The sequence below is a fragment of the Geosporobacter subterraneus DSM 17957 genome (assembly GCF_900142145.1).
Classification (GTDB): domain Bacteria; phylum Bacillota; class Clostridia; order Peptostreptococcales; family Thermotaleaceae; genus Geosporobacter; species Geosporobacter subterraneus.
Genome location: NZ_FQZV01000071.1, coordinates 1 through 17,221 on the forward strand (window position 1 = coordinate 1; position 17,221 = coordinate 17,221).

Sequence of the window (17,221 nt, forward strand, 5' to 3'; positions counted from 1 at the left end):
ATTGGTTTTAAACAGCTTTTTAATTAGTTTAGGAAAACCAAGCTTATGGGCGAATTCCTTAATCAGAAGTAGGCCAGAATCAGAGGATAAATCCCCTCCTGCGAAATTAATTTTAATTTTACTGTTGCTTTCTGAGTGAAGTGCACTTAGACTAGACATAAGGGTTTCTCCTTTGTGAAATGTTAGTTGCGGTGACTTCATTTTAACAAAGTTGAAACTCTTTTTCTATTGTATTGGTTTCACTTTTTAAGTGAAACCAATAATAATGCAAAACTACTGTAACTATGCGGCACGAAGCAATGCTGGATAAATTATGATGAATAATTCAGGATCAGTATTACTGATCACAATGCTTTTGATTGCAAGCTTGATATTCACAGCTTGCGCCAATAAGCCTGCAGAACCGGCAGCGCCTGCAGCCGGAGATAACACTGAGGAGGGCGATATTGTTATTGGTGGAATTTTGCCGATGACAGGCGCCATTGCAACTTTTGGCCAATCCTCTAAAAAAGGTGTGGATTTATTAGTGGAGCAAGTAAATGCCAAAGGCGGGGTTCTTGGAAGAAAGGTAGTATTTAAGGTTGAAGATAATAAGAGCACGCAGGCTGATTCTGCAACTGCAGCACAAAAGCTTATCCAGCAGGATAAGGTTGTAGCGATTGTTGGTGCTGTAGCCAGTTCCAACTCTTTAGCAGCCGCACCGATTGCGCAGGAAGCCAAGATCCCAATGGTTTCCGGTTCCTCTACAAACCCTGCTGTTACAGAAGTAGGAGATTATATCTTTAGAGCTGCCTTCATTGATCCGTTCCAAGGTGCTGTTATGGCAAACTTTGCTACTAAGGATCTGAAAGCTGTAAAAGCAGCCATCATGACAGATGCCAACAGTGACTACTCCATCGGGTTAGGAAATGTATTTAAAGATGTATTCACTGCAAATGGCGGAACCATCGTATCAGAAGTTTCCTTTGTAAGTGGAGATACAGACTTTAATACCATCCTTACAACAGTAAAGAATGCAAAACCTGATGTGGTATTTGTTCCTTCCTACTACGACACCGTGGGTCTGATCTTAAACCAGGCAAAGAATAATGTTGGATTCCCTGCAGAAGTGAAGTTCCTTGGCGGTGATGGTTGGGATTCTCCTGCACTGTTTGAATTAGCCGGTGATGCAGCCAATGGACACTACTTCAGCAACCACTACTCACCAGATGTGGACTCTCCGGAAGTAAAGGCATTTATCGATGCTTATAAAGCAAAATATAATGAAGTACCCGATGCATTAGCTGCCTTGGCTTATGATGCTGCCAACATGATTCTTACATCTATCGAGAAGGCGGGAACAACAGATGCTCCTGCATTGAGAGATGCTATAGCTGCTGTTGAGTTAAATGCGGTGACTGGAAAAATCAAGCTGAATGAGAAGCGAGATCCAGTCAAGAGTGCTGTTGTAATTGTCGTTGAAGATCAGAAACAAAAATATTTCACAACAGTAAATCCTTAGGAAAAAATACTGAGAAAAATTGAGTGAAGAGGGGTAATACCTACCCCTCTTTCCTTTAATACTGACAAGTCCTTATATTTGTCGTAATTTGCAACAGAAATCGTCTTAGAAAAGGAGTGGGACTGTGGCAGAATTTTTACAACAGCTGATTAATGGTATTTCCCTTGGCAGCGTATATGCATTGGTAGCTCTTGGATATACCATGGTTTACGGGATTGTTCGACTGATCAATTTTGCCCATGGGGATGTGTATATGGTAGGTGCATTCGCAGGATACTTTGCCATTAAAACCTTTAAATTGCCGTTTTTTGCAGCACTTGTTGCTGCTATGGCTGTTTGTGCAATTCTTGGTGTGATTATGGAGCGTATTGCCTATAAACCACTGAGAAATGCACCTAGGGTTGCTGCTTTGATGACGGCAGTGGGATTATCTATGTTTTATCAAAACTTTACCATTTACCGGATCGGGGCACAGCCAAAGGCATTTCCCAAAATAGCTCAGGTAAATTGGCAGTTTGCCGGTGTTACGGTGAGCAACAGTCAGGTGCTCATCCTCGGTACGGCTATTGCCTTGATGATTATACTGCATTTTGTTGTGCAGCATACAAAAATGGGAAAGGCCATGCGTGCTGTATCCCAGGACAGAGATGCGGCCATGTTGATGGGTATCAATGTAGACAATACCATCTCTTTTACCTTTGCAATCGGTTCGGCTCTGGCAGCAGCCGGTGGGGTTTTAGTAGGACAGTATTACGGAGTCGTTCAGCCTCTAATGGGTGCTCTTCCTGGGCTAAAAGCCTTTGTGGCAGCCGTATTAGGCGGAATCGGGATTATTCCCGGGGCTATGATCGGTGGACTCATTCTGGGTGTTGCTGAAGCCGGCGTGAGCGCCGTAGGCTTTTCTACTTATCGTGATGCCGTTGCCTTTGGGATTTTGATTCTGATATTGATTGTAAAGCCTGCCGGTATTTTAGGGAAAAATGTGAGAGAGAAGGTGTAGGTGAGAGCTATGGACAAAAATAGATTAATCGTAGCTGCCGGAGCAGTAGCTTTAGGGATCATCCTTCAATTACTCATCTGGAACGGCACGCTGAATGCTTATTATGCCCAGGTATTGACCATGATGAGTATATTTGTCATTATGGCAACCAGTCTTAATTTAATCAATGGGATTACAGGACAGTTTTCACTAGGCCATGCAGGTTTTGCAGCAGTTGGCGGCTATTTCTCTGCCATCATTACTACACGACTGCAGCTGCCTTTGCCGGCTCCGATGATATTTACAATTTCCCTGCTGGTTGGAGGTTTGATTGCAGCTTTAGCCGGATTCTTAATCGGGTTGCCGACCCTGCGGTTGAAGGGAGATTATTTGGCCATTGCCACTTTGGGCTTTGGGGAGATTATCCGTGTACTTTTCTTGAACTGGAAGTATGTAGGGGCTGCTGCGGGAATGTGGGGCATCCCTGGGTATACCAATTTTATTTGGGCTTATATGCTGGCGGTCTTAACCGTTATATTTATCGTACACTTCATGAATTCTTCCCATGGACGTGCATGTATCTCTATCCGGGAGGATGAGATTGCTGCAGAAACCATGGGGATCAATACTACAAAGTACAAAGTAATGGCCTTTACCTTCGGTGCTTTCTTTGCGGGAGTAGGTGGAGCTGTACTGGGGCACCTCATTCGACTGCTACATCCTGCAACCTTCAGTATGACGTTTTCGGTAGAGATTTTACTTATGGTAGTATTAGGCGGTTTGGGCAGTATTACAGGTTCTATTTCTGCAGCTATTTTACTGACCTTTGTTTCGGAAGCACTTCGTAAGTTTAATGAGCTCAGAATGGTGATCTATGCATTGATGTTGATCGGCATTATGCTCTTCAGACCCCAAGGGTTGTTTGGAAGAAAAGAGTTTTCACTAGATCTGTTGACTGATTCAAGATTTATGTTTAAATCATCAAAGAATAGAGGTGCATAGCATGCCGATTCTTGAGACAAAGCAGCTTATAAAAACCTTTGGTGGATTAACTGCCGTAAGCGAATTTGATATTTATTTAAACAAGGGCGAGCTAATTGGTCTGATTGGCCCTAACGGAGCCGGTAAAACTACTGCCTTTAATATGTTGACAGGTGTTTATCAGCCTACTTCCGGACAGATCAATTTTTTAGATGAAAGTGTCGTAGGGAAATATCCCTATGAAATAACCCAAAAGGGTATTGCAAGAACCTTTCAGAACATCCGATTGTTTAAGGATTTATCAGTGATTGATAATGTAAAAATTGCTTATCATCAAAATGTGAATTATAGTGTTTTGGATAGTATTTTACAGACTAGAAAGTATCGACAGGAAGAAAAAGAAATTACTGAAAAAGCATTAGAGTTTTTGAAAATTTTTAAACTGGATCATAAAAGCCAGGAATATGCGAAAAATCTTCCCTACGGAGAACAAAGACGGCTAGAGATTGCCAGAGCATTGGCCACAAAGCCAAAACTGGTTTTATTGGATGAGCCGGCTGCCGGGATGAATCCACAAGAGACCCAGGAATTGTTGGGGCTGATCAAATGGATTCGAGAATATTTTGATTTGACAATTCTGCTGATCGAACATGATATGTCTTTAGTGATGAATGTTTGTGAACGCATCTATGTATTAGATTATGGAAAAATTATTGCCCATGGAACGCCTCAGGAAATCAAAATAAATCCTAGGGTTATTGAAGCATATCTAGGGGAGGAGGTTCCTGTATGTTAAAGGTAAAGGACCTGAACGTTTATTATGGAGGAATCCATGCAATCAAAGGGATCTCATTGGAGGTGGAAGAAGGGCAAATTGTTACCCTTATTGGCGCCAATGGAGCCGGAAAAACAACAATTTTGAGAACCATATCCGGCTTAAATAAAGGAAAAAGCGGTACCATCACTTTCAAGAACACAGAAATTCAAACCATGCCAGCCCAGGAAATCATGGCTATGGGTATATCACAGGTCCCGGAAGGACGGAGGATATTTCCTGCCATGTCCGTATTGGAAAATCTCCAACTGGGTGCCTACCGGAGAAAGGATAGAGCTGGAATAAAAAATGATATGGAACGGGTTTTTGATAAATTTCCCCGTCTGCTTGAAAGAATAAAACAGCAGGCAGGCACCTTAAGCGGTGGAGAACAGCAGATGCTGGCCATGGGACGGGCTTTGATGTCCAGGCCAAAGCTGCTGCTGTTGGATGAGCCGTCCATGGGACTTGCGCCTCTTTTTGTTCAGGCCATATTCTCAACCATTAAGGAGTTGAATCAGGAGGGGACTACGATCCTGCTGGTAGAACAAAATGCCCATATGGCATTGTCTATAGCCCATCAGGCCTACGTATTGGAAACGGGAAGAATCGTTCTCTCTGGGGATGCTAAGGAGTTGGCGTCCAGTCCGGAAATATCAGAAGCTTATCTTGGTGGAACAATTGGACATTAGCAGGGATGCATTATTGAATACATCAAAGGCAATATCTTAATTTTATAGGGGCAGGCCTTGTGAAGGTCACTGAAAAAGTCCTGGTTTTGTCATTCTGAATGTAACGAAGTGAAATGAAGAATCTTTGAAGTAGCTTAAATACTCAGATCCTTCGCAAGCTCCTTCGCTATCGCTCAGGACTAAAGGCTCAGGATGACAAACTCAACTTTTGCCGTATTTTTGACTTTTTCAGTGGCCTCTCTTGTGTCTGCCCTTATGTCTTTAGATATAAAAATAGGATATAGATCTGTGATTAAGAAATTTAACATTCAGCGGAACAGCACAGCTTAACAGAATCATTTTATAAGATGAGTCGATCTAAGCAAGTAATGAATAACTGAGTTCTTCACTGAAAGCCGCTTATTTTTCAAGCGCAAATTCTCTTCTATGAGTTCTTTCCACTTAGCCGCTATCAGATCTTTATCGCAGTCCTTCTGAATAAGCATTTTAACCGACATTCTTAAGCTGTCAATATTCTGGTCATTTTCGGCAAGGCGAGATATATATTGAGCAGCATCCTCCGTTGAAGGAAATATAAATTGGCTGGGGTAGATTTTGTCGGCACCTCTCCAGTTAAGGAGAATCGGGATGCTGCCAGAGGCCATTCCCTCCGACACTGCTACGTGAGAGCCTTCAAGATCACTAACCGAAAGAATAAAGCCTATTTTTCTAAACCAATCGTGAACATTATCGGTCCAATCTTCAAAAACAACCGACTCACGCCATTGACTGCTATTAACTCTTTCAAAGATAGCATCATAATATCTACGTTCATTTATATTTTCCCATATCCAGGGAATTTCTTGCGGAGACTTACCTTTCACGTAGAGTCTGTATCTCTGATCTTTAGACCATAAGTTTTCAAACAAATCTAAAGCTCTATCAAGCCGTTTTAAAGAAGGACAATAACCCAATATTCCTAAATTATATTGTGGGTTTTCAATTTTTTCCAGATCAAATTTTTTTGTATCGATTAAGCTATTTATCATTATAAATTTATGGGGAGGGATGTTAAATTTCTCTATGAAATCACTTGTTGTATGGGGAGCTATGGTAACTATTTTATCAATATTTTCCAGATTAAATTGTTTTGGATATGGGGTAGTTATTTCAAAACGATGCATTCTCACCAGCAAGACTTGATCACTTCTTTTATGCTTGGAGTACCAAACAGCATTTCCAACTGCCCATTCGCATATAATTACATCTGCCCATTCCAGGTACATTAGGCTATCTGATGGGTTATGCTGAAACGTATTCTTCCATTTATCTATTTGCACTTCATAATCCTTTGAGCTCTTAAAGTAATCGACAAGCAACTTAGCAAACTTCATATCATGACCTGCAAACAATAGCTTGATCTTTTGTTTCTGGACAATGGGAATTTCCTTTTTTATTCCCCACAAATAACCGTATAATTTGTTATACACCTCACTGTAGGTAAATTGCTTACAGACTTCATACAATCTCTTTGAGGCCTCCTCGTAGATTCTTGAACTCAATAGTACCTTTCGTATTTGACCGATAAATTCTTCTTCGGAGTTTGCATATAGAGGATAGTCTTTTCCTAGTAAGTTTTCATTTATGGGAGTTCTATTTACGATAACAGGCTTTCCAAGTCTACCATATTCTAAGATTTTTGTAGAAAGCTCTAGACTATTATCCAATTCTGAAGATTTCCATGATATGCCAACATCACATTTCTCGATTAATGCCTCAACTTCTTGCCTTGATATGCCCTTGTGCCAAACGAGGCCAGGCGTATTTTTAAGCTTATGGCATATTTTCGTCTGGAATTTGTTATCATCTTTATCCTTATTAAACTTATCTCCGGCCACATGAAATATCACATTTGGATCTTTATTCCTCAATTTATTAAAGGCATCAATCATCCCATGTGTATTCCATTGTTTAGAAAACTTTCCTACATAAACCAAATTATTATACCTTTTTTTAAAGGTTGGCTGTGCCAAGGGATAATTAGGAACCATGGGAGGAAGTATGATTAATTTACTTTTATCTAAACCAAAGTGATTTTGGTATTCGAGCATAAGCGCTTCAGTCTGACAGAGGATATATTTTACTTTTTCAAAAACCCCTTTTAGGGATTCATTTTGTTTTTCCTGCTCCTGATTTTCATGCTTAGAAAAGTGGGGAATAATGTATGTCCATGTTTTGGACGCCAGGTTTTTGTTGTCAGCTATTTTTACAGAAATGTCAAAACCGCGAACGATAATAACATCAAAGCATGACCTGCTATCTAATATTTCTATAAGCGAGACAGCATCTTCGGCGGCTAGTTTTTTTTCTAAAAACCATTTTTTATGGGAAGGATTTTTGTCAAAGGCTTTCCAAGGATCAATTAGATGTATTTGTTGGTTTATTAGAAAAGGTTCTAGCAGAATCGGTCGGATAATCGGCCGTTTTAGCAATAAGGTCAATTCAACTTTAGGACACTGCGTCAACACGCTCATTAAAGAGGTTACCCAGATAGAGGAACCATCTATCACATTAAGATCTACATCTGCGTATAGCAGTATTTTTAAGTCTTTTTCTTTCATAAAATTTCCTCCTTGTGCCAGTGGCCCATATTGCACCCTATTTATTTCTACCTAGAGATGGGGAGACAATCAAACTAAAGGGGACACCTTTTTCACTGACATACTATGACGATTTTCTAATTTGTGGAACTATTAACTGAATTTTAAAATGTAACATAATAAGGTTTGTCTACATACTCTATACTGAAAAGTAAGAGACAAAGTGTCAAGGGAGGAGGGCTGATTAGATGATTGATGCTGCTGACAAAAAATCACAATTAAATCTCAAAATAGCCTGTATTTTAGACGACTTCAGCTATGAATGCTTTAAATATGAGGCAGATCTAATTCCGCTAGACATAATTAACTGGAAGGAAACTCTTCATCGAGAAAGTCCTAATATGCTGTTTGTGGAGTCCGCCTGGTGGGGAAATGGAGGTGAATGGGCTTTTGAGGTTGGCGGCATGACATCATCAAAAAATAAGCCCTTAAGAGACCTAGTGAGCACATGTAGGCATTTAAACATCCCTACAGTATTTTGGAACAAGGAAGATCCTTTGTTTTTTAAGCATTTCATAAATACAGCAAAACTATTTGATTTTGTATTTACCACGGATGAGGGCTGTATAGATCGCTATAAACTGGCACTGGGCCACGAAAATGTGTTTCTTCTGCTTTTTGCTGCACAGCCTAAACTGCATAATCCTATAGATCGTTATAAAAATCGATTAGGAAAAGTCGCTTTCGCAGGGACTTGGTATAAGCGGTATCGCCAAAGAGAAGAAGAGATGGAAATGATATTGGAGCCTGCACGAAAATATGGTCTTCATATTTATGACAGGATGTATAGCAATCATATTGATAAAAACCTTTATGAATTCCCCATTAAATATAAACCTTATATTAAGGGCAGACTGCCCTATACCGAAATGGGTCATGCCTATAAAAGTTATGATGTTTTCATAAATGCTAATCTTGTTAGCAACAGTAAAACAATGTTTTCCAGAAGAGTATTTGAACTATTGGCCTGCGGTGCAAACATCATTAGCAATTATGCGTTAAGCATTGATGCAATATTTCCCGCCATTGTTCAGTTATGCAGGACACAAGAGGAGGTGGAAAATCATCTAAACCTACTGCTCAATAATAAAGAATTAAGAGATAGGCTATCGGTGTTAGGTCAGAGAGAAATATTTCGTTATCATACTTATAGACACAGGATGGAAACAATTTTAGAAAAAATTGATATAAAAAATAGTAAGGAAACACCTGGGGTTACAGTTTTTGCTTATATAGACCAGCAGGATTCTGCGAAGAGGAGTATAGATAACTTTAACAGACAGAAATATGGAAACAAAGAGTTGATTTTATTCGTCAATAATAATGCTGAAAATGCAGGAAGCTGGCAAAAAAAGATGATCAATGGGAATTACAGTTCAGGTAATCCTAAAATTAGAATCATTCAGACGAAAGAACCTGTTTCATTAATAGAGGGTCTTAAGTATGTTATTGCGGAAGCGAACTGTGAATATTTATCTATATTTGATCACAGCAGCTATTATGCACCGGAATTTTTGGGAGATTTGATGGATGCGTTTAAATATAGTGAAGCAAATATCGTAGGAAAACACACTTATTATGCTTGCTCTCATGAAAAACAGGCAATAGAAAGGGTGTCTGCGGGTATGGAAAACACATACGTGGCGTCGCTCTGTGAAACTGCCTTCATTGCTCAGAAGGATCTATTCAAAACCGTAACGAGTGAAAATATAGAAATTCGAACTATAGGAGAGTTCTTTGACGAATGTAGCAGAAGGGGAGAAAAAATGTATTCAATAGATCGGTTTAATTATCTTCGTATGAAAAATCACTTTATAAATGGATGCCTAGGAGAAACAGAAAGCAATCAGAGGATAAAAAACGGTACGACTATGGAAAAACTTAATAATTGTTTAAAGGATATCACTGTATAAAGCCTATATTTTATCTGAATGAGCAGGCTATATTTTTGATTCCACTGCACTATATGCTGTAGTGAAATTTTTGATGACAAAACTACAGAATAGACTAAATTCATCAGGAAACATTGCTGTAGCTTAAGGACATCTTTGGAAGAAGAATCCTCTAAATGGGAGATTTTGAAGCAGAGGATGATGCAGTAATAAGAAAGCCGCTGCAGGATAAAAAAGATATGTATTATGGGTATAAGGGCAGTATTAAACTACCATACCTATACCCACAAGTAGCTGCAATCGCCAATACAACAGGCATTGAAGCTAAAGAAATTGCAGATATGAGGGTAGTATCAGGGAGTGCATAGTTTATTTATATTTGCTTTTTTGATACCAAAATACTGTTTCTTCCAGTCCTTGCTCAAGATCATATTGCGGGTCATACCCAATCATTTGTTGTGCTTTTTCAATATTTGCATTTCTTGATATCGTCTCATCCCATCCCCTGCGGCTAAGATACTCAATGGGGGAAGAGGATTTTGAGACTTTTTTAATTGTTTCTGCCAGCTGTAGTATAGTTACTGCTTTACCTGTCCCAATATTGAATACTTGATTCTTGCCTTCTTCCATAAGAGCTGCAAGCACAGTGCCTTCTACGCTATCATTTACAAACGTAAAATCTCTTGTTTCCTCACCATTACCCGTGATGATTATGGGCAATCCATGGATAGCCTTCTCAATGAATCGTGGGACTACTCCTCGATATTGGTTAAAATCTTCTCGCGGACCATAAGCGTTAAAATATCTAATAATTGTAATCGGTAAGCCATAGATTTTACTGTAGAAATTACAATAGTATTCTCCTGCCAGCTTGGAAATGCCATAAGGGGTATGTGGCATGGCTAAGTCATTTTCCTTCAATGCTTCAGAGGTTGGCGCATAGATACAGGATGAAGAGGCGTATACAAATCTCTTAATACCCAGCTGTCTTGCAATTTCAAGTTGTACCAATGTTCCTTTAGTATTTGTTTCTAGATCAATTTCAGGTTCTTTAATCGATAGTTCATTGGCATAATGAGCAGCAAGGTGAAATATAATAAATGGCTGAAATTTTACGTAAATATTTTTGGTTTCCTTATCACAAACATCAGCTTGAATGAAATGTAGATTTTTATTCTCAGCTAAGTTTTTAAGATTTCCAGAAGATAGATTATCTATTACGATAACGCTGTATCCCATCTTTAATATATGATCCACTAAATGAGATCCTATTACACCTGCTCCTCCTGTCACAACAACGGTTCTCGGATTATTCATTTTCATACCTCCATTAGACTTTGTATAATAGTATGTCTGGGTGAGGTTCCAATGCATTTCTTGTGTCAACGACAATGGCAGGTTTGTTCATTGCTTGTGAAATTTCAATTGGATCAAAGGTTATATTCTCTTGTTTAGCAGCTATAATGATACAATCAGCAAGATGAATTGCCTCTGTATAGGAATTAGATTGATGGACAACAAAATCAGGAATTAAAGGATCAAAAGCTCGAATTTCAGCACCTTCTTTTAGAAGATGCTTGACGATCTCCAATGCTGGGCTATAGCGATAGTCCGCACAATAATCCTTCATAGCCAGGCCTATCACTGCGAACTTAGAATTTTTAATGTCTTTACCATAGGTTTTAAGAATTTTTGCAGCTAAATGCACTATTTTAATAGGTCTATGATCGTTTTGAGTTCTTGCTGTATTCATCAATAGCATTTCTTTTTGTTTTGCATCCGGTAATGCTAATTGCAAATATTTCAATGCATTGGGAAGACAATATCCGCCTACTCCAGGACCAGATTCTAGCAAATCTACTCTTGGATGGGTATTGACTAATTTTCGTAATTCATGAATATCAATACCAAGCTCCAATGCAAATTCGCTGATCTCGTTTATAAGTGCAATATTTACATCCCGAGCAATATTCTGAACTACCTTTACTGTCTCAGCCACTTTTATTGCTGACGCTCGATGAATGGGTGAGTCAGTCAAACCTTTTAGAAAGCTTTCAGCAATATTATAACTATCTTCGTCCATGGCAGAAAGGATTCTTTCATTATACTCTAGTTCATAAAATGCAGCTGTTTCAGAAATTGTCTCCGGAGAATATGCCACATATATTTTTTTATTCATCACCTGTATTTTTGGAATCACTGCTGTATCAATCGTTCCAGGAATCATGGTGGTTTTGAATAAAAGAAGATCTCCATCTACAAGGGTAGGAAGAATAGTTTCTACAACTTGTTGAATTGGTGAAACGTCCTGGGTTCCATCGGGTCTATCAGCGATTCCCACCGTAATTATAAAAACAGCCGGATACGCATCAAAACGATAGAATGTATCCTGTATCCTAAGTCTGTTGGATTCCAGCAAATCCTTTGCTATGCAGGCTATGTGTTTTCCCTTATGGTGTTCGCAAATAGCTACATTACCCTCTCTAATAGATTTTATTTGGTTTTGGTTTATATCAATACCCGTAACGGTATGACCCTTCAGGGCTATCCATACAGCCATTGGCAAACCGATATGACCCAAGCCAAAAACATATACATTCAAATTTATCACTCTCCTTGTTGGCAGTTAGTATCCATGGTCTCCTTAAAAACTAATACTTTTGTATACAATCAGCATAAACTAATTGTCTCAGTAACATAGTATGTAAATTGAATCTTGTTGCTACAAACCACTACAGGGATAAATTCTTACGAGGTTCCTAACATTTCTGAAAAATTAAGAATCTCTTTTCTGTTAGTAGAAAAGAGATTCTTAATTTTTGATATATAAAAGTGGCAATTATTTTGCTTTTTATTTATTTTTTATTAAAAAATCTGTCAAGGTATGAGCTCTTTGATAACATGAGTGGTTCTTATATACAAATTCCTGTCCCGTATGGCCAATAGAATTTCTATCTGCGTCATTGGAAAGATAATGATCTACCAGTCTTAGTAAATCCTTTGTAGTATCTGCCCATTCTAAGTGAACACCTCTTTTAAACAGTTGCTCATGAGCCTTTGTATACTGCGATAGATAAAATGAGCCACACCCAAGGGCTTCAAAGGTTCGCATGCTTGTTTGAGTAAGTGATGTATTATCGAGATGTACTCCCAGTACAATTTTCGCAGAATTATATACCCATGGCAGCATACAATATGGAAGAAATCCTCCATAGTATTTTTCTGGAATGGAAAATGGCAAATTTCTATCGATCCACCATGAATTCCCCCAAACCATTAAATCGTAATTGTTATCAATGAGGGGCTGAAGTATTTTTGCTGTAGTCGTCGCCCTTTCTTTATAATTGCTTCCCACTAAAACAATATCGTGTTTCAAGCTTTTACACGGGGGTAACGTTTTGTGGAATTTAGGATTGCAGGAGAATAATAGTAATTGGGACTTTTTGCCCATCCTTTGATATTCTTTCAATAGTTCTACACAGGGGGTGAAAACATAATCAACCTTTTCTGCAATACCCCTGGACAATTGATTATGATACAGGGGATCTTCTACAGCCCAGTAGATCATGGGAATTTTATAAGCTTTCCTGACATCCCAAAGAGCGCTCCAATTAAGTCCGGGGGGATCTCCATGGATAAAGATATAATCGGGTTTAAAGCTTTCTATCTTAGCTATCAGCTTATTTTTTTGCTCTCCAAATGGATATTTTCGCATATCAAAAACCTTAGCTTCATGACCGATCTTTTCTAATCCTGGTTTCAAGGAATAAATGATTGTAACACATTCATGAATAAATAATATCTTCACTATTGTCCACCTCTCTCATATATAAAGCTTTGGATTGAAATCGGTCTCCAGCTGAAGCAATCTATGGGCATAGGTATGTTTACTGAGTACTTCTTCCTGACCCTGCTTCGCTATTACTTCTCGTTCATTAGGGTGATTTAAATAGTATTCTACCAGTTCTATGGTTTCTCTTGAAGAATTAGACCATACTAAATGCTCATGATTTTTAAAGATATTCTCGATAGAAGGCGTGTAGCAAGTTAGGTGGAAAGCTCCTGATCCAAGGATCTCATAGGTTCTTACGCTTGTTTGGGTAAGGGAGGTGTTTGAAGATTGGATTCCTAAAACGATTTTTGCAGAAGAGTAGATATATGGGGTTTGATGATAGTTTACATATCCTCCATAGTATTTAGGATCGATGGTAAATCCATCCTTTGCGTTAATCCAACTGTCTGAGCCAAATACCTTTATGTCATATCTACCATTTACTAAGGGGGCAAGGATATGACGAATTGCCTTCCTTCGGAAACCCTTATCCCTTGAAAACCAGTCATAGTTATTTGCTACTAGAACGATATCATGCTTGTATTCTGGTTTTAGCGGCGTTTTTCTAAACAGTTTTGGATTACATCCGAATAACAGCGTGGATGTATCCTTCCCGAGATCCTTATATTTTTTTTTGCATTCCACCGCGGTAGTAAATATATAATCGCAGTGAGGTGCAAAAACCATAGAAACCTCATCAAAGAATACTGGATCTTCTGCCGCCCAATACACATGAGGGATTTTGCATTTCTTGACCATATTAATGAACATATCTGTTTCAAAGATGCCTACGGACCATCCGGTAGTGAACACATAGTCAGGCTTAAACTCCTGAAGTGTTTTTTTTTAGAATTTTCTTTTGATTGCTCTTATCATATTTTCCCAGTGGTAGTATTTTTACTTCATACCCCTTATCTTTCATGGCTGCAAATAATCCGTCATTGATGTAATATAATAAATGATTTACAGTTAGTACACGCAACGGGCATTCTCCTTTCATTCATGTGTACTATATATTATGCATAGCAACAGTAATATTACAGTTTTACTTTTGCATTAAGCTTTCAATGTAGGAAAAAGCTTAATAATTGTTTAAAGGATATCACTGTATAAAGCCTATATTTTATCTGAATGAGCAGGCTATATTTTCTGATTCCACTGCACTATCTACTGTAGTGGAATTTTTGATGACAAAACTACAGAATAGACAAAGAACATCAGAAGACCCTGCAGTAGGTTTAGCAGGTTGCTAAGAAGGGCGATGGAAAAGTCTTTTGGGTTTAGAAAAAACATTGACATATTTTGAGGCATGTACATAATATGTAATAAAAAACCATCAGATAAAGCCTGTTTTCAAGGGGAAAGAAAATTTGGCAGGAATAGTATACAGGCAGGAAAGCATACTTATCAGATATTGAAAGGTGGTTGAACATGGACAACGTGTTTTGTACTATTTTGAGTAAACTTAGGGTATATCAAGGGATTGTTTTGCACAGATCCCTGCTTTTTAATACAGAAAGATTTAAATTATTTATTTTGTGTGTGGATGATGAATCCTACACGATATGCAGCAAAATGAATCTTTTAAATGCTATACTTATAAGAATAGAAGATCTGAAAAATGAAAAGCTGTTTTCAATTAGAAGCGAGCGAGCATTAAACGAGTACTGCTGGACTTTAAAGCCTTACTTGATAGAATATGCTTTGAATCAAAGCCAATCGGGCAGCTGTGTCACTTATATAGATGCAGATATGTGCTTTTTTAACGATCCCTCTGTAATTTATGAAAGAGATAAAGAATTTGATGTGATGCTTTCAAAACACGATTATTCAGATGCCTATAAAGGCGTAGAGGTTCATTGCGGCAAATATAACTCTGGATTTATCATATTCAGAAATATAAAGAATGCAAGAATGGCGTTGAAATGGTGGCAGGAGCGATGCTTGGAATGGTGTTATGATACTTTAGCCGAAGGAAGATTTGGAGATCAAAAGTATCTCGACTTGATACCCACATTGTTTAAAAACATATGCTCTATAAAGACGCCAGGTGTAAACATTGCGCCATGGAACGAAACAAAGCACACTTTTACTGCTAAAAATCAAAAAGTTTATGTTGATAAGGACTTATTGATCTGTTACCACTTTTCTGGTTTTAGAATTATAGCCAGAAACAAGGCAGCTCTAGTTGCCGGAAGTAAACAACTTTATAACTTGCTGCATTTTCCTTATATTCATGTCTTAAAAAGCGTAATGGAAGATATAGAGAAGATTGCACCGGGTTTTCAGGGGTTCAATATTGAACAGAAGTTCAGTAAAGACGCCAATTATATTGATATATAATCATGAAAGAGGGATGACTATGAGTAAGTTCCATTTTACTACAGTGTTATCCGGTGCCTATCTATACAAGGCACTAAGCATGTATGAGACATTGCAGCAGCATTGTAGAGATTTTAAACTGTTTATAATGTGCGTTGATGATGAAAGTTATAAAATTATTGGAGACATGAAATATAGCAATGTTGAGCTGATGAGAGTTGCGCAAATCGGGAAAGCTGCCATTGAAAAAGCCAGAGCCAATCGAACCTATCTTGAATTTTGCTGGACATTAAAGCCTATAACTCTTTATTATGTCATGAAGCACTATAATGATGCAGTGTATTATGCTCACTTAGATGCGGATCTTTTCTTTTTTTCGGACCCGGAGCGTATCTTTCTTGAGGCGCCGGAAGCATCTCTGTTTCTTGTAGATCATAATAATTCAGAAGAGTTTCTGCACACTTATGAAACCTCAGGAAGATTTAATACAGGATTTGTGGGCTGTAATAATAGTGATGCAGCCAGAACGGCGATTAAATGGTGGCGTGATCGGTGTATAGAATACTGTCCTTCAACGGCTGATCCTGCTAAGAAGCTTTATGGTGATCAGCGATATGTAGAAAAGTGGCTAGAGCTTTTCGATGATGTACATGTTGTAAAAAGCAAGGGAGCCGATGTTGCTGTTTGGAATATCAAGGGATATAATATTTCCCTTAAGGAGGATGAAGTATATATTGATGATGATCCTTTGATATTTTATCATTTTTCAGGATTGTGTATCCTAAGTGAAAATGAATTTAGTTTAACATGGTTTCAGCCTATCGATGAAAATGGGCTGAATATGATATACAAACCTTATATGCAGATGCTACAGGAAAAAATAAAAAAGGTTAAGAAGGTATATCCGAATATTAAAATAGGGTTTCATGAAAAAAATAGGGTGCCAAGAATCCAACTTTATAAGCTTTAGTGGGACTTGATGATTAGGAAAGCTGTTTAGAAGGAGGATCGTGATGTATGATTTTAGTAAGATTAGAATAAGCAGGGCATCAACAAAAGAACTGATTGTGGAAAATAACACTAATTATCCAATGATTGATAAGGGTGCCCATGGAGCTGTTTTTCAAATTTCTGAGGACAAGTGCACTAAGATTTATTTAGATAAGACCAACTGTGACTTAGAAAGCACAGCCTATAAGAAGGCGCAGGACTCATCTATTGTACCGAGATTATATGAGGTTGGAGAAAACTATATCGTTATGGAATATTAGGTAGTTGCAGAATGTGGTTTCCATTTATCCACAGGAGAAATAGTATTTATGCGACAGCATAGGAAGATATAAACATGAAAAAAGGCATAGCAAAGCAAAGGGGCAGCTAAACCTCTAACTTTAAAGATTTAATCTATGCGATTGAAGATTTGATGGCAAGTGGATTCCTATGATCTTGCTGTGTTTTAAACAAAAGCATAAAAGCGATGAGCTGAGAGATGCAGGCTAGGAGAATGTCAGATTTGAGTGATACTGTGTTTCGAACCTTTGATGATTTAATTTGGATGAAATTCTTAAT

General features: G+C 38.2%; 17 protein-coding genes. 10 read left to right on the forward strand and 7 right to left on the reverse strand.

Translation table 11 applies throughout. The annotated features are described in order from the left end of the window. Positions 1–159 (reverse strand): transposase (locus BUB56_RS17600; protein WP_190014292.1); only part of this gene is annotated, 159 nt, incomplete at its 3' end. Between the two features lie 154 nt (positions 160–313). Between BUB56_RS17600 and BUB56_RS17605 the strand changes: the two genes are divergently transcribed. The 5 genes from BUB56_RS17605 (at position 314) to BUB56_RS17625 (ending at position 4,967) form a co-directional block, all read left to right on the forward strand. Next, a complete protein-coding gene (locus tag BUB56_RS17605) occupies positions 314–1,501 on the forward strand; it encodes an ABC transporter substrate-binding protein (protein WP_207650463.1) in 1,188 nt (395 codons plus the stop codon). Between the two features lie 124 nt (positions 1,502–1,625). Then, entirely contained in the window at positions 1,626–2,501 is an 876-nt protein-coding gene (locus BUB56_RS17610; RefSeq protein WP_110942571.1) for a branched-chain amino acid ABC transporter permease, read from the forward strand. A gap of 9 nt (positions 2,502–2,510) precedes the next feature. Beyond that, positions 2,511–3,482 (forward strand): branched-chain amino acid ABC transporter permease, encoded by a 972-nt coding sequence (locus BUB56_RS17615; protein ID WP_110942585.1) that lies wholly within the window; start codon positions 2,511–2,513, stop codon positions 3,480–3,482. Between the two features lies 1 nt (position 3,483). Next, positions 3,484–4,257 carry an ABC transporter ATP-binding protein gene (locus tag BUB56_RS17620; protein ID WP_110942572.1) on the forward strand — a complete coding sequence of 258 codons (774 nt, stop codon included), beginning with the start codon at positions 3,484–3,486 and terminating at the stop codon, positions 4,255–4,257. Then, positions 4,251–4,967, forward strand: coding sequence for an ABC transporter ATP-binding protein (locus BUB56_RS17625; RefSeq protein ID WP_110942573.1), 717 nt, complete (start codon positions 4,251–4,253; stop codon positions 4,965–4,967). The genes BUB56_RS17620 and BUB56_RS17625 overlap by 7 nt, the downstream gene beginning before the upstream one ends. A gap of 335 nt (positions 4,968–5,302) precedes the next feature. Here the strand turns inward: BUB56_RS17625 and BUB56_RS17630 are convergent, their stop codons facing one another. Next, positions 5,303–7,567 (reverse strand): glycosyltransferase, encoded by a 2,265-nt coding sequence (locus tag BUB56_RS17630; protein WP_110942574.1) that lies wholly within the window; start codon positions 7,565–7,567, stop codon positions 5,303–5,305. A 227-nt stretch (positions 7,568–7,794) separates the two neighbouring features. Here BUB56_RS17630 and BUB56_RS17635 point away from each other — a divergent pair, with 227 nt between their 5' ends. Further along, positions 7,795–9,519: a glycosyltransferase family protein gene (locus BUB56_RS17635; RefSeq protein WP_110942575.1), complete on the forward strand. Its 1,725-nt coding sequence runs from the start codon at positions 7,795–7,797 to the stop codon at positions 9,517–9,519. 155 nt (positions 9,520–9,674) lie between these two features. After that, on the forward strand, positions 9,675–9,866 hold the full coding sequence (locus tag BUB56_RS17640; RefSeq protein ID WP_110942576.1) for a hypothetical protein: 192 nt from the start codon (positions 9,675–9,677) through the stop codon (positions 9,864–9,866). A 1-nt stretch (position 9,867) separates the two neighbouring features. Here the strand turns inward: BUB56_RS17640 and BUB56_RS17645 are convergent, their stop codons facing one another. The 5 genes from BUB56_RS17645 to BUB56_RS19575 form a co-directional block, all read right to left on the reverse strand. Next, a complete protein-coding gene (locus BUB56_RS17645) occupies positions 9,868–10,815 on the reverse strand; it encodes an SDR family NAD(P)-dependent oxidoreductase (protein ID WP_190014710.1) in 948 nt (315 codons plus the stop codon). Between the two features lie 13 nt (positions 10,816–10,828). Then, entirely contained in the window at positions 10,829–12,100 is a 1,272-nt protein-coding gene (locus tag BUB56_RS17650) for a nucleotide sugar dehydrogenase (protein WP_110942578.1), read from the reverse strand. A gap of 249 nt (positions 12,101–12,349) precedes the next feature. Next, positions 12,350–13,306 (reverse strand): CgeB family protein, encoded by a 957-nt coding sequence (locus tag BUB56_RS17655; RefSeq protein ID WP_110942579.1) that lies wholly within the window; start codon positions 13,304–13,306, stop codon positions 12,350–12,352. A gap of 15 nt (positions 13,307–13,321) precedes the next feature. Continuing rightward, positions 13,322–14,143, reverse strand: a complete 822-nt coding sequence (locus tag BUB56_RS17660; RefSeq protein ID WP_110942580.1) for a CgeB family protein — start codon at positions 14,141–14,143, stop codon at positions 13,322–13,324. 10 nt (positions 14,144–14,153) lie between these two features. Then, the gene (locus BUB56_RS19575) at positions 14,154–14,312 is read right to left on the reverse strand and encodes a hypothetical protein (protein WP_190014712.1); all 159 of its coding nucleotides are present in this window, start codon (positions 14,310–14,312) and stop codon (positions 14,154–14,156) included. A gap of 449 nt (positions 14,313–14,761) precedes the next feature. On the opposite strand from BUB56_RS19575, the gene BUB56_RS17665 reads away from it, so the two are divergent. The 3 genes from BUB56_RS17665 to BUB56_RS17675 are packed head-to-tail and all read left to right on the forward strand — an operon-like array spanning position 14,762 to position 16,923. Continuing rightward, positions 14,762–15,673 (forward strand): putative nucleotide-diphospho-sugar transferase, encoded by a 912-nt coding sequence (locus tag BUB56_RS17665; RefSeq protein WP_110942581.1) that lies wholly within the window; start codon positions 14,762–14,764, stop codon positions 15,671–15,673. A gap of 19 nt (positions 15,674–15,692) precedes the next feature. After that, positions 15,693–16,622 carry a hypothetical protein gene (locus BUB56_RS17670; RefSeq protein ID WP_110942582.1) on the forward strand — a complete coding sequence of 310 codons (930 nt, stop codon included), beginning with the start codon at positions 15,693–15,695 and terminating at the stop codon, positions 16,620–16,622. Between the two features lie 43 nt (positions 16,623–16,665). Continuing rightward, entirely contained in the window at positions 16,666–16,923 is a 258-nt protein-coding gene (locus tag BUB56_RS17675) for a hypothetical protein (RefSeq protein ID WP_110942583.1), read from the forward strand. Positions 16,924–17,221: the final 298 nt, after the last annotated feature.